At 28.4% G+C, this 13,182-nt stretch carries 14 protein-coding genes; 5 read left to right on the forward strand and 9 right to left on the reverse strand.

The window, feature by feature from the left end; translation table 11 throughout:
* The 8 genes from tmk to NOVO_00845 form a co-directional block, all read right to left on the reverse strand.
* Window positions 1-672, reverse strand: coding sequence for a Thymidylate kinase (tmk, locus tag NOVO_00810; GenBank protein AIL64572.1), 672 nt, complete (start codon window positions 670-672; stop codon window positions 1-3).
* Window positions 669-1,130: a Phosphatidylethanolamine-binding protein gene (locus NOVO_00815; GenBank protein ID AIL64573.1), complete on the reverse strand. Its 462-nt coding sequence runs from the start codon at window positions 1,128-1,130 to the stop codon at window positions 669-671. The genes tmk and NOVO_00815 overlap by 4 nt, the downstream gene beginning before the upstream one ends.
* Window positions 1,131-1,233: 103 nt before the next feature.
* Window positions 1,234-1,617 (reverse strand): hypothetical protein, encoded by a 384-nt coding sequence (locus NOVO_00820; protein AIL64574.1) that lies wholly within the window; start codon window positions 1,615-1,617, stop codon window positions 1,234-1,236.
* 1 nt (window position 1,618) lies between these two features.
* Entirely contained in the window at window positions 1,619-3,178 is a 1,560-nt protein-coding gene (gene secD / locus NOVO_00825) for a Protein translocase subunit SecD (GenBank protein AIL64575.1), read from the reverse strand.
* A 393-nt stretch (window positions 3,179-3,571) separates the two neighbouring features.
* Window positions 3,572-4,741, reverse strand: coding sequence for a Deoxyguanosinetriphosphate triphosphohydrolase (gene dgt / locus NOVO_00830; protein ID AIL64576.1), 1,170 nt, complete (start codon window positions 4,739-4,741; stop codon window positions 3,572-3,574).
* An 89-nt stretch (window positions 4,742-4,830) separates the two neighbouring features.
* The gene (locus NOVO_00835; protein AIL64577.1) at window positions 4,831-5,133 is read right to left on the reverse strand and encodes a hypothetical protein; all 303 of its coding nucleotides are present in this window, start codon (window positions 5,131-5,133) and stop codon (window positions 4,831-4,833) included.
* A gap of 54 nt (window positions 5,134-5,187) precedes the next feature.
* Window positions 5,188-5,496 (reverse strand): hypothetical protein, encoded by a 309-nt coding sequence (locus tag NOVO_00840; GenBank protein ID AIL64578.1) that lies wholly within the window; start codon window positions 5,494-5,496, stop codon window positions 5,188-5,190.
* Between the two features lie 152 nt (window positions 5,497-5,648).
* Window positions 5,649-6,041 (reverse strand): Transposase, encoded by a 393-nt coding sequence (locus NOVO_00845; protein AIL64579.1) that lies wholly within the window; start codon window positions 6,039-6,041, stop codon window positions 5,649-5,651.
* Between the two features lie 136 nt (window positions 6,042-6,177).
* On the opposite strand from NOVO_00845, the gene NOVO_00850 reads away from it, so the two are divergent.
* The 3 genes from NOVO_00850 to NOVO_00860 are packed head-to-tail and all read left to right on the forward strand — an operon-like array spanning window position 6,178 to window position 10,208.
* A complete protein-coding gene (locus NOVO_00850; protein ID AIL64580.1) occupies window positions 6,178-7,146 on the forward strand; it encodes a hypothetical protein in 969 nt (322 codons plus the stop codon).
* A gap of 4 nt (window positions 7,147-7,150) precedes the next feature.
* A complete protein-coding gene (locus NOVO_00855) occupies window positions 7,151-7,861 on the forward strand; it encodes a hypothetical protein (protein ID AIL64581.1) in 711 nt (236 codons plus the stop codon).
* Window positions 7,839-10,208: an NB-ARC domain protein gene (locus NOVO_00860; protein AIL64582.1), complete on the forward strand. Its 2,370-nt coding sequence runs from the start codon at window positions 7,839-7,841 to the stop codon at window positions 10,206-10,208. The genes NOVO_00855 and NOVO_00860 overlap by 23 nt, the downstream gene beginning before the upstream one ends.
* Before the next feature lie 245 nt (window positions 10,209-10,453).
* Here the strand turns inward: NOVO_00860 and NOVO_00865 are convergent, their stop codons facing one another.
* Window positions 10,454-11,110, reverse strand: a complete 657-nt coding sequence (locus tag NOVO_00865) for a hypothetical protein (protein AIL64583.1) — start codon at window positions 11,108-11,110, stop codon at window positions 10,454-10,456.
* Window positions 11,111-11,355: 245 nt separating this feature from the next.
* On the opposite strand from NOVO_00865, the gene NOVO_00870 reads away from it, so the two are divergent.
* Window positions 11,356-11,772 carry a hypothetical protein gene (locus tag NOVO_00870; GenBank protein ID AIL64584.1) on the forward strand — a complete coding sequence of 139 codons (417 nt, stop codon included), beginning with the start codon at window positions 11,356-11,358 and terminating at the stop codon, window positions 11,770-11,772.
* Between the two features lie 335 nt (window positions 11,773-12,107).
* Entirely contained in the window at window positions 12,108-13,175 is a 1,068-nt protein-coding gene (gene proB / locus NOVO_00875) for a Glutamate 5-kinase (GenBank protein ID AIL64585.1), read from the forward strand.
* Window positions 13,176-13,182: the final 7 nt, after the last annotated feature.

A 13,182-nucleotide genomic window follows, 5' to 3' on the forward strand; every position in this document is an offset into this window, starting at 1 on the left:
TTACAAAACAGATAACAAACTTAGATTAAATTTACTATTTAAAGACAGAATTATTTCTTTGTGTACTCTTTCAATAGTTTGATTACCATTAATTACGATATATCTATCAGGATTCATTTCAACAATTTTAGAAAACCCATCCAAAACACGCTTATGAAATGCTTCACCCATATTTTCATATCTGGCCGGTCTGGTTTTTCTTTTAATACTACCAGCAATTCTTTTCATCGCATCGTGAGGTGAGACATTAATCATTATTGTAATATCCGGATAAAAATTCCCAAGTACTAATTCGTGCATCTTTATTATAATATCTTGACCTAGCTGATGACCATAACCTTGATAAGCTATTGTTGAATCAAGAAATCTATCACAAATTACTGTTTTTCTTTGCTTTAAAGAAGGCTTGATTACTAACTCTACATGCTCAACCCTAGCAGCCATATGTAATAAAAGCTCTGTATTCGGCTGCCATTTATCCGTAGGACCCACAGTCAATAATTCTCTAATAACTTCTGCGCTTTTTGTACCACCTGGCTCTCTAGTGTGCAAAACCTCACTATTATTTTTTTCTAACGCTTTGTACAATAAATTACTCTGCGTACTCTTACCAGCACCTTCTCCGCCTTCAAAAGTAATAAATAAAGGTATATTATTAAATGAATGCATCATTTATTTGATATTCTATTATAACGGCATATAATTTCCGCATATTCAATCACATGTTCTGCTATTTCTTGCTCTATTGCTTGTTTAGTAACACCACTTTCCAAATTAAGCATGGTATCTAGCGCATATAATTTAAAGAAATATCTATGTTCACGATCAGGAGGACACGGACCTCCATAGTCATTTCTACCCCAACTGTTTTTACCTACTTTTGTCCCTTCCGGCAATTGCTTAATATTAGATTCTAGCTTAGTCACCATCGCAGGTATATTAAATAGAATCCAGTGATCCCACGTGCCCCTAGGAGCATCAGGATCATCCATAATTAACGCCAAAGATTTGGTAGAAGCAGGCACATTCTCCCACTCTAATTCTGGAGAAATATCTTGACCATCACAAGTAAAATTAGAAGATATTAATCCTCCATTATTAAAACCTTTTGATTTTATTATTAAAGCCATTATAGTCTCCCTCTAATATGATTACTGGGCTTCTTTGTCCCTAATAATACTCTAATCAAAAAACTTATGTCAAAGATAAAAACCTAATTTATATTATATTTTGCTATATAGCGATTAGAAATGCTGCAACATTTCTACCCTCAGTAAGCAATATATTATAAGTACGACACGCTGCCCCAGTTGTCATCATATCAATAGTAATCGGCAAAAAATTATTTTTAATTTGAGCAACTAAATCCTGTTCTAATGTATATGGCACATTTCCACATCCAATTAATAATATTATATTATCTCCTGTTAATTGGTTTAAACTTCCAAGATGCTCTAAACTTAAATTAGCTATATTATCTATATGTGCATAACTTTCAAGTTTATCTGGCATAATTAAAATACTACCATCTATCCTGATATTATTAACTGAAAACCCTTTGTTCCCATATGAAGTTATAATTTTTTTATCTGGTGATACTAAAGGCGTTATATCCATATCACAACATTATTTCTTTAGGCTTTCTAACATTAAACCATATTATTACCATCATCTTAGTTAAAGTAATAGCAGAAAACATTGAAGCAAGGATTCCTATTGTTAAAGTAACACCAAAACCTTTAACTAAGCCAGATCCAAAAATATAAAGCAAAATTCCAACAATAATAGTAGTTAAATTAGAATCTAATATAGTATTAAAGGCATGCTTAAACCCTCTATCAATTGCAGCTGGAACTATTTTACTATTTTTAAATTCTTCCCTTATTCTCTCAAAAATTAAAACATTTGCATCTACTGCCATGCCCATGGTTAAAATTATACCTGCTATACCAGGCATAGTTAAGGTAGCTTGCAATAATGATAATGCCGCCATAATTAATATAATATTAATCACTAAAGCCACACTTGCAAATATCCCGAGTACATTATAAACCATAACCATAAATATGATGATTAACACTATACCAACTATAGCTGCTTTTTTGCCAGCTTCTATAGAATCATTACCAAGATTGGGACCAACCGTACGTTCTTCTATAATTTCCAAAGGTGCTGGTAGTGCACCAGCCCTAAGTAATAAAGCCAAATCATTTGCTGCTGAAATAGTAAAATTACCAGATATAATAGAACTACCTCCTAAAATAGGCTCACGTATGGAAGCCACGCTAATAATTTTATTATCAAGCACAATAGCAAGTAAGCGACCAACATTTTGTTTCGTTAATTCACCAAATTGCCTTTCTCCTAGGTTATTTAACGTGAATTGTACTGCAGGCTGTGACTTATCTGTGATAGTAGCTCTTGCATCATTAAGCATGTTTCCACTAAGAGATATTTTCTTTTTTAAAACATAATACGGAATATCAGTATCTTTCTGATCAAAAGGTAAGAGCATAGAATCTAAAGGAACTTGGCCTTTCGAAGCTGCTTCAATCGTAGTATTTTCATCTACTAAGTGAAATGTTAATTTAGCTGTTTTACCTAAAACTTGCTTTAAATGCTCAGGACTATCTAATCCAGGAACTTGTAATAATATATTATCCAAGCCTTGACGCTGTATTGATGGTTCAGTAGTACCAGTTTCATCCACTCTTCTTCTAATAATCTCTATGGATTGTTCAACAACTTTATTTTCCATATTTTTTAAATATTCTTCTGTATACGTAACTTCACATATACCATCTGTTATTTTAATATCTAGATCACTACCAACCTTCTTAATGGTAGATTTTATTTCTTTTGAATCATCTTGATTACGTAACTTAAAAAGAATTTTATTATGCTTAATACTCAGATTTTGATAACCAATATTTTTAGCCCGTAACTTTGTTCTTAAAGTATCCTGTAATATTTCTAATTGTTCATATATATAAGCCTGTATATCCACTTTTAGTAATAACTGTGAGCCACCTCTTAAATCTAACCCTAAATTTACTGTTTTATGTGGTAACCAACTAGGTATTTTATCATGAGGAAGAAAACTAGGTAGCGCTATTACAAAGGCACATATACAAACTAATACAACTATAATCATTTTCCATCTTGCAAAATGCAGCATATTTTCCCATCATCAATCTATTAAATTGTATAAAATCTCTTTAAACTTTTATGGTTACACTTACCAACAGTGGTGAAATAGTACCTTCTTTTGTCATTCCACGTATGCTAGAATCTAATTACCATGATTTAACTAAATACCAGCTTAGGAAGGTATGACAAATAATAAATAAAAGAGTGGTTATACCATCATACCTCTACTTCTCATTTCTTTTGAACCATATAACCAGCTCCAAAAAAAATAACATAATCTATAGTGATATACAAAATTTTCTATAACTTCAATAGATTTTGCTAACATTTACCATATAAATATAATTTCATAGTAAAATTATAGTAAATTAAGTTGTATTTGGGAATAGGTTCAGATAAAACAAAGACTATAAATATATTTCTACTGATTGAAAAATTTATTATATTCTTTGATAGCAAAACGATCAGTCATCCCTGCAATAAAGTTAGATATAGTATCCGCAACTTGCAATTTATTATTAAAATCACACTTATTTTGCCACTCTAAAGGTAAGCAATCTGGGTTATTAAAAAAAATCTCAAAAAGCCCACTTACCACCTTTTTCGCCTTATAGGACATAATATTTATCTCAGGGTGTCTATAAACATTTTTAAATAAAAATTCTTTAAGAGTAAGGTGACAATGTTTAATCTCATCAGAAAATTCTACAATATATTGAGGCGCATTATAGACATCTTGAATATCTCGGATATGGAATAATTTTATATTGCTATTAGTGTGTTTAATTAAGTCCATAATTATTACATTCGTAAATCTCCGTATCGATTCATATACAATACGTCTTTTCTCAGTGATATGGAGATTTTTTGCTACCTCACTAAATATATTTCCTACAATAGGTAACTGATAAAAATCTTCAATATCACAAAACCCAGCTCTAATACCATCTTCTATATCATGACTCGTGTAAGCAATATCATCAGCCAGCGAAGCAACCTGTGCTTCAAGAGAAGAGAATTTATCCAAAGATAAATCATGCTTTCTGGAATATTGAATAATTAAATTATTTTGATCGAAGTTTTTAATAGGACCATTATGTTTGGCAATTCCTTCTAATACTTCCCATGTTAAATTTAAACCATCAAACTCAGCATAACAACGTTCTAGTTCCGTCAATATCTTAAAAGTATGAATATTATGATTAAATCCTCCAAATAAAGACATAGCTTGATTTAAAGCTTCTTCCCCAGCATGACCAAAAGGTGGATGTCCCAAATCATGCGCAAGTGCTATAACTTCTGTTAAATCCTCACAAAGTCCAAGTATTCTACTTATATTACGAGCTATGTGGGATACTTCTAAAGTATGAGTAAGTCTAGTACGATAATGATCTCCTTCTAAATTAACAAATACCTGCGTTTTATATTCTAATCTACGAAATGCAGTTGTATTAACTAATCTGCCTCGATCATATTGAAAGTTATTTAAAAATTCAGGAGGGTTTTCTAAGTATAATCTTCCTTTACTAAATTCCGAATTAGATGCAAAAGATTTGAGTAACACTTTTAACCCTATTGTATTAATTGGCATATAAAAAATTTAAGTTACTATACCATATATACTAAAAAAAGTACATAATTATACAAGTTTTGTCGAATAAATTAATTTAAACATATATATTACCTTGTACGATCTGGTAGTTTTCTTTCTTTATTATGGTATTTTTTAGCTAGAGTGAGCTGCGCATATGTATTTTTACCCTCATAAATCTTATCAGTTTTAGTATCTTTAAGAGTTATATTATTATTACAATGGTTTACATTATGTGGATCACCCTTTCCTCTACCATACAAAATAGCATGTTGTATTTCTTGCCTTCCATCTTCAGTAGTCAATTTGCTATATATGTAATGCCTTAATAATTCTAAATCACTATTGTAGCCCAATACTTTATGCGTTCTATATTTTAATTCTTCTTGCATATCATAATCTTCTTCAATTTCTTTATATAAATTATAATAATAGTCTATAGTCAATTAAGTTGAGAATGGCATAGAGAAGCCATAATCAATAGCATCGCTAAGGTTATTAAAATTAGTAATGATAGGTTTGATTTTAGCTTTTAAATGAGCCCAATATTTTTCAATTGGGTTGAGATCAGGAGAGTAAGGTGGTAAGAATAAAAGTTTACAGCCTATATCTTCTATTAAATTCCTAGTTCTAGCTGACTTATGGAACGTTGCATTATCAAGTATTACAACTTGACCAAATCTTAGTTCGGGCACCAAACACTGACTAACCCACTCGTTAAAAACTTCTGTATTACATGTGCCCTTGAAACACATTGGCGCAATAATTTTCTTCCCAACCTTACCTGCAATAAAGCTTTCTCAATCATGTTTTTTACCTGAGATATCACCATAAACTTTACTTCCTCTGAGACTGTATCCCCAAGAATAGTACAAATAGCTATCAATTCCACTCTCATCAATATAAACTATATCTTCCGCTTTATAGTTTGCGATAGCTGCCAAAAATAATTGCCGTTTTGCTTCATCCCGTTCACGATAGAGTGTGGTCTTTTTTTTCGTGTGATCCCCAAAGTCTTGAATGCCAAACAGATAGCAGCTGTAGACACATTAAAAACCTTTGCAAAATCAGATAATAGCCAATTGCTGTTTTTAGACACCTCGTTTAATAATTTGATTGGATCAAGCTTCTTCCATGGCTTAGCTGCTCGTGTGGCTGCTAAATTCCCGGATTTCGATCTCGATAACCATCTATAAATTGTTCTTTCACCTATGCCAAAAATTCTTGCAGCTTCTTCTCTGGTATAACCTTTATTAACATAGTGAATTACTTTTTTACGTAAATCTAAGGAATATGCCATTGCTTCTACTGTTTTGGGTTTATGAGCTTTTTAATATATCATATATCATGTCTTTATCAACTTAATTTACTATAAAAATGTTCATGTTATGAAAAATACTAAAGTTCTATTAAAGAAGTGGTTAGGTTTTTTGATAATGAATTATGTAATCATTTATGGCATATACTTATTTGAGAAAAACAAGATAAATAATTTTTTAGATGATCAAGATAGAAAGGTTCTAGATATCACATTAGAAAAAATAGAATTTTCTTACAATATCTTAGAAACTCTAAGTAAAATAATTATTAAAAGAAAGATTAGGAGTAAAACTTATATTTCTGAAGCTATTAAAGAATTATATAATACTGGCTATGATATGGGAACATATAAAGGCGTTAGATCTTCAGGTATCTATTGCTTTGCAAATGATAAACTTATAGGAAAAAATGGATATATAAATAATGATAGACTTTATAAATTATTAAAGGGCATAAATTATGCAGATGCTACCTCCTTTAAAGTTGTTCCTATGATTAATTATAGTAATCAAGGTTTAATAATAAGTATGCCTTGTCAAGGTAAGAAAAATAAAGCATCTATAAACCTTATATTAACTAATTCTGCTATCAATGAAGTTTTAGATAAGCTCTTAGATGTTAATATAGAGTATGCATTATTTGATTCAATGCAAAATATGCTTTTAATGTCCAAAGGATTTAAGAAATCTTTTATAAATTTTAATGATTTTACCCTATTAGATTTATTACGTAATCAGAATAAAATTTACACCAAAGTATTGATGCAAAAAATTACTAATGAGGATTATTTTTTTATTGTAGGAATACCTAGCGATATAGTAGTAAAAAAACTTTTAAAGCACATATTATGTGCAGCCATTGCTTTAAACTTAGGTATATTTATTTTATGGAAAATTATTCAATTAGCTTATTTAAAAATTAAAGATAAAATACATAAGAATTTTGAGAGTGAATTAAAGAGTTTAAAAAGTGTATTGCATCAACTACAAATGCAACATTTAGCAGTGAATGATGATAATCAAACTATGAAAGATAGTATAAAAACTATTGCTATTTCTAATAATAGCCAGTCAGTGCTTAGTTAAGCAAATGATATTAAATGCTAATTTAAAACTTCATAATGTAAATAATATAGTAAATATTTTTGCTAAATCTATCAAAGGAGAATTAAGTCTTACTTTAACAGCTCAAAAGCAGATAATTTTACTTCAAGAAATAGAAAATATAACAAATAATCTTTTTTTTAGCGAAATATATTATCATAAAGATGAAATTAATATAGAAACTATTATGGATAGTGTATCAAAAATATATTCAAAATTTGTATTTGAAAATAACATAGAATTAAAAATTAAATATGAAGGTGATTTAAGTGGAATTTTTATAGAGATGCTATCACTAAAATATTTATTTATAACATTGATAGCCTATTCTTTAAGAGGGCTTGGAAAAAAAGGAAAAATTGATCTAACTTTATCTAAGTTTATATATAACAACTTAGAGTGCTTAAAAATTATTTTAGAGGATAACGGTTTTGGACTAGACTTAAATAATGAACTTATTGTAGAAAGCTCTAATATTGATGAAAAAACATTAGGTATTTTATCAGTATTTTTACCAAAAATTGAGTTCTTTAAACATATAATTTTTAAAGTAAAAGGCCAATTAGATTATGTTAGTAAATTGAATAAAGGCACATCCTTTACACTATTTATACCCGTACAAATGCCAGAAGAAAATAAAAATGATCAGTCAAAAATAAATAAATGTTACGATAATGTTACGTATTTATATAGTTAAATATGGTATTATATCATATATATTATTAGCTTCAACGCTTGGTAATGCATCTAATAAACATTTTCCTAAAATATGGAATATACAGAATTACAATAGATATTTTGCAGGAAGAGAAGAAATTATTAACAAAATTCATCTTACATTTGAAGATAAAACAGATACTGTGTCTCTTATAGGAGTAGGAGGAATAGGAAAAACACAAATTGCTAAAAAATTTGCTGAGCTATATAGAGAAAATTATGATATTATATGGTGGTTTGATGCTGCAAAGAATTTAGAAGATCAATATAAAAATTTATCTGAGAGTTGGAACGAGCATATTATAGTTGATTCTCAATCTATACATTATATAGATACAAAAAATCTTGCAAAACAAGATATAATCAATAAAATAAAAAATAATTTAAGAACAACAAATTTAAATTATTTAATCGTCTTTGATAATGTTATTAATAAAGAGGATATAATACCTTATATACCTGAACATCATAATAGTAAGCGAGCAAATGTAATTATTACATCAAGAAAAATTAATATGATTGGGGAAATAATAAAAGTGCCTACTTTTAAAAGAAAAGAATCAATTGTTTTAATTGAAAAATTGATTAATGATATATCAAAAAATGAATCTGAAAAATTAGCAGAAGTACTATATGATTATCCTTTAGCCATATCACAAGCAGCCTCGTATATAAAGTTTCATCTTAGTGTTACTCCAAAAACTTATATTGAATTATTAAAAAAAGATTACAAAACTATATGGAAAGGGGAAGAAAAAATGAAAGAATCTTCAGAAAAATTTTTAGACATTACTGATAGTCATTCAGAATCTCTTATGCAAACAATTAATCTAACCATTACAAAAATAAAAGAACAATCCGAAGATACGTATAAGTTATTAATAATATGTTCATTACTTAATAATAATAGTATACCTCAAGAATTATTGCTTAAACTAAATGCAGAAAATAACAATACACGCAGTGAACTAGAAAGTCATGAAGCACTTTCTTTAATAGAGCAATATTTATTAATTGAAAAAAACCAAGTGAATTCTAGCATATTAACATATAACATTCATGAAATTATCCAGAAGCTAATATTAGATCAACTTGATGAAACCACGTTAAATAAATATTTAAACTTACTAGTTAAGGAGTTTAATATATTTTTGCCTCATCAAATAGACCTTTTAGTACCGTTTCTAGAACAAAACTCTTACTTGCTACCACATGTTATAAAGATTGTTGAATTATGTAAACAAAATAATATTTATAATAATGAAGTCTTAGCTCTAAATTTAAGGATATTACAATATTATTTACCTGGAGAAAGAAATTTTATTAAAGGAAATGAATATATAAATAATATAGAAGATATTAAAAAACATCTATTATTTATAGATCCTTTATTAAAAGTAAGATCAATCGTCATGAAAGCAGCTTTATTAGATTGGCAGGATGGAAATTTTAAAGAAGCAGAAACTATACTAAAAGAAGCAGTAAAAATAATTTCTAGTATAGAGAAAGCATATGAGGAAAAATTAATGGTGTATAATAGAATTGCACAAACTTATCAATTTTTAGGTGACATAGAAGAATCAATTAAATATTCTGATTTAGGTAAAAAAGTTATAGATAGCGCACTTAGTGATGGTGAATATTTAGGGAATCAAGATGCCTTTTATATTTCACGCTCTAGAATTAAAATGGATCAGGGCAAATTAGATGAAGCGTTAGAAAATATTAAAATTGCTTATTCAAAACTCTCAGATCATTATCCATTTGTAGGAGCTTTATTTCCAATATCTGCCATGGAAACAGATATATTATTACGTAAAAAAAATTATAAAGAATCTTATAATAAATCTACTGAAATGCTGGAAAAAGTTACTCAATATATATTAGATTCTAATCATATATATTTTGGTAGAATAAAAGGCATGTTAGGATATTCATTATATGGATTGAATCGGCTGGTAGAAGCACAAAAAGCAGTTGAAGAAAGTATTGAAATTTTTAAAAATGGTGATTACATAAATACTAGATATAATGCCGTTTCATACATGTTATTTGGTATGATATTAATGCAAGAAAAGAAATACCAAGAAGCTCAGAAATATTTCCTGCAATCAGAAGAAATTTTTGAAAAAATATTTGTAAAAAAGACAATCGATGACATAAGTAGATTGTATAGTATGATCGTGGAAAGCTCTTTAAGATTAAATGATGATGGATTAGCACGGTATTATGCTACAAAACATCAAGAACATTTTGGTTATTCACACCCACGTACGTTTGAAATACGCGATCATTTGTTTAATCTCACTTCAGGAATAGCTAAATAATAATATATGAGACCATTAACAAAGTAAGTTAAATTCTAAAATGTGTACAGTGTTGTTTTAAGTAAAAGCATGTTTAAGGATAAATTTCAAAAAACACCTTTAGGCTGGATAGAATTATATAGTTTTTTCAGCTTCCTTAGCAGATAGGAATGATGAGCAAAACCTACTTTTTGCTAGATTAGCGGAGAAGAACGCATATACTAATTCATCGCAAGTATACTAACATGTAATCAACTATGTTTTGATTATCTTTTAAATTCTTGTAAATTTTGCTTAGTAATATTGCCCTGTAGATAACGATCTAAATATTTTTTTTCTGATCTATCTTGGTAATGATCAATATTTATTCTATTATGAGATAAAGCATCATTTAACGATTTTACATCTGAGTTAGAAATATTACTAGCAAATGAAACAATATGCTCACATATATGAAGAGGAAGATTAGTAGCATCTCTTAAACTTGTTATTGCATTTTTTGCCACTTGATTTAACTTACTACTTATATACTGGCATGCTGTATTTACTGGTTCAATTATACTTGAAAAATCTGTAATATTTTTGTTACTTAAATATTCAATTATAGGGTAAGCAATATTTTTATAATCCTCATGGCTGACTTTTCCTATTAAGTATTTTTTTACGCTATTTTCATATTCTTCTTGTACTACACCATATATATCTAGTGAGGGAATAATTTTTATTAATTTAAGAAGATGTTGTTTTGTTTCGTCTAATAATTCACCCTCACCTAAACTAGCAAAATTACAATATTTAGATACTTCTATACTACCTGCAAATAAAGCCTTTGTATAATAGCCATCATTCATTGCTTTCCACTCTCCTCTAGCTCCCCTTAGAGAAAACACAGCTTTACTTAATTCTATAATATAGTCTTTCATAATTTTTCCTTTTTACTCTATATTAAAAATAAAATTAACTATTAATAATTCATAATATTTAATTAAATCTTTATCAATTCTTAAAGTTTTTATTAACTATTTATATCCAATGTTATTAATTCTATGGTTCTTAGCACCTAATTTTTCCTTTCTTATCCACAGTTATAGTTAATTATTTATTAAATATAATCTGTTTTAATTGTATTATTAGTATTTACTACGTATATAGAATGTGGAGGATAAATATGGCACAAATAAACTTATTTGATCCAACAACCAAAATACGTGATAAAGAAGTATTTTGTGATGGTAAACATTATCAAATTTACAAAAAAGATTACACCCCTCAATTGATTCATCAGGTAGATTTGTTTAATGATCAGTACATTCACGAGTTAAGCCCTAATAAGTCTTTTGATAAGATTAACTCTGTTCAAGACTTAATTTTACTACTAGAAAATATGCATAATATCGCAGGAAAACCATTGAGAGAGATCACGAACATCACAATTAAATATGGTACAGAATTGAGGTTACACGGTAACCAATCTTGTCCTGAAGGATTCTTACTAATTAGTATGGAATCAGAAGGCATTAATAATAGTTGTGTCACAATATGCTTTTCGGGAAAATTAACTAGTGATACTCCACTAATATTTTAATAAAAATATTAGACTATAATAATTAATATAAATTGCGCAAAAAGCCTTGGTAAGGCTGCACGTATTATTAGTAAATTAAGTTATATTTGGAACTAGGTTCAGATAAAGCAAAACCTACAAATGGTAGGAAAACTTTGAGCTATAGCAAAGGCAATTTAAAATATTTAAATTGCCACAGCTATAACCGCGTCACGAATTCAAGTCAATTTACTCTAGGGCTGAATTTGCTAATAATATACTTATACTTACTTTATATACTTTAATTTTATAAAAATCAGTACTATAAAAGGTAAAGGGTTTTTTTTAATTAAAGCATTATTTGTATAAAATTAAATATGATGATAATTGTAATTAAGGTAGGTACACAAAGCATATTATCTAAAGAAGGTATGCCACTTATAGATATAATGCAATCTATTGTGAATCAAATAGTGGATATACAACAGCAGGGACATAAAGTTATTTTCATAAGCTCTGGAGCTGTTAGCTTTGGTCGTAATATAGCACGCAACTATCTAAATAAAGAATATAATTCATCTATCGGAGAAAAACAGTTATTAGCATCTTTAGGTCAACATGAATTAATACATCTTTATTCCAAAATGTTGATAAAACATAAATTTTTAGCATCACAAATTTTACTAACAAAGCAAGATTTTTATACCAGACAGCATTATTTAAATATATCTAGATTGATACGAGAAACCTTAAAACATAATTATATTATTCCCATAATCAATGAAAATGATAGTGTAGCAATTGAAGAATTAATGTTTACAGACAATGATGAATTAGCTGGATTAATTGCAACACAGATAAATGCCGATAAGCTTATTATATTAAGTAATATAGAAGGAGTTTATAGTGGTAATCCAGATTTACCCGAATCTACATTATTACACACAATAAATCTTAATCAAAATTGGCCAAATGTTTCCAGTAGCAAAAGCTTACATGGCAGAGGTGGAATGATCAGTAAACTAAGTAATGCAAAGAAAATGTCAAAACTTGGTATTATGACTCATATAGCTTCTATAAATCAACCCAATATATTAAATAGAATAATCAATGGAGAATCGGTTGGCACCACTATTGTTCCGTATCATAAAAAATCAAACATAAAAAAATGGATTGCATATAGTTCTCCGACAGGTAAAATATTTATAAACGATCCCTTATATGAAATTTTAAAAGAAGATAAGCGTATTATCAGCATTTTACCTGTAGGTATCCTTTCTTATAATGGTAAATTTGAAAAAGGAGATATCATAGAAATTTTAAATATTAATCAGGATATCATAGGGCTTGGTATAGCAAGATATGATTCTAATAAATTAGATAGTTTTTTAGGACAAAAAAATAAGCCGGCTTTAATCCATTATGATTATCTTTACATTTTCTAAGAGTAAA

The organism is Rickettsiales bacterium Ac37b, assembly GCA_000746585.2.
GTDB lineage: Bacteria > Pseudomonadota > Alphaproteobacteria > Rickettsiales > Arcanibacteraceae > Ac37b.

What these genes read in the sequence shown, in the direction of transcription:
- tmk (AIL64572.1), bottom strand. Translation starts at nt 672, where the DNA reads ATGATGCATTCATTTAATAATATACCTTTATTTATTACTTTTGAAGGC.
- NOVO_00840 (AIL64578.1), bottom strand. Translation starts at nt 5,496, where the DNA reads ATGTGTTTCAAGGGCACATGTAATACAGAAGTTTTTAACGAGTGGGTT.
- NOVO_00845 (AIL64579.1), bottom strand. Translation starts at nt 6,041, where the DNA reads ATGGCATATTCCTTAGATTTACGTAAAAAAGTAATTCACTATGTTAAT.
- NOVO_00855 (AIL64581.1), top strand. Translation starts at nt 7,151, where the DNA reads ATGATATTAAATGCTAATTTAAAACTTCATAATGTAAATAATATAGTA.
- dgt (AIL64576.1), bottom strand. Translation starts at nt 4,741, where the DNA reads ATGCCAATTAATACAATAGGGTTAAAAGTGTTACTCAAATCTTTTGCA.
- NOVO_00815 (AIL64573.1), bottom strand. Translation starts at nt 1,130, where the DNA reads ATGGCTTTAATAATAAAATCAAAAGGTTTTAATAATGGAGGATTAATA.
- NOVO_00850 (AIL64580.1), top strand. Translation starts at nt 6,178, where the DNA reads ATGAATTATGTAATCATTTATGGCATATACTTATTTGAGAAAAACAAG.
- secD (AIL64575.1), bottom strand. Translation starts at nt 3,178, where the DNA reads ATGCTGCATTTTGCAAGATGGAAAATGATTATAGTTGTATTAGTTTGT.
- NOVO_00870 (AIL64584.1), top strand. Translation starts at nt 11,356, where the DNA reads ATGGCACAAATAAACTTATTTGATCCAACAACCAAAATACGTGATAAA.
- NOVO_00860 (AIL64582.1), top strand. Translation starts at nt 7,839, where the DNA reads ATGTTACGTATTTATATAGTTAAATATGGTATTATATCATATATATTA.
- NOVO_00820 (AIL64574.1), bottom strand. Translation starts at nt 1,617, where the DNA reads ATGGATATAACGCCTTTAGTATCACCAGATAAAAAAATTATAACTTCA.
- proB (AIL64585.1), top strand. Translation starts at nt 12,108, where the DNA reads ATGATGATAATTGTAATTAAGGTAGGTACACAAAGCATATTATCTAAA.
- NOVO_00835 (AIL64577.1), bottom strand. Translation starts at nt 5,133, where the DNA reads ATGCAAGAAGAATTAAAATATAGAACGCATAAAGTATTGGGCTACAAT.
- NOVO_00865 (AIL64583.1), bottom strand. Translation starts at nt 11,110, where the DNA reads ATGAAAGACTATATTATAGAATTAAGTAAAGCTGTGTTTTCTCTAAGG.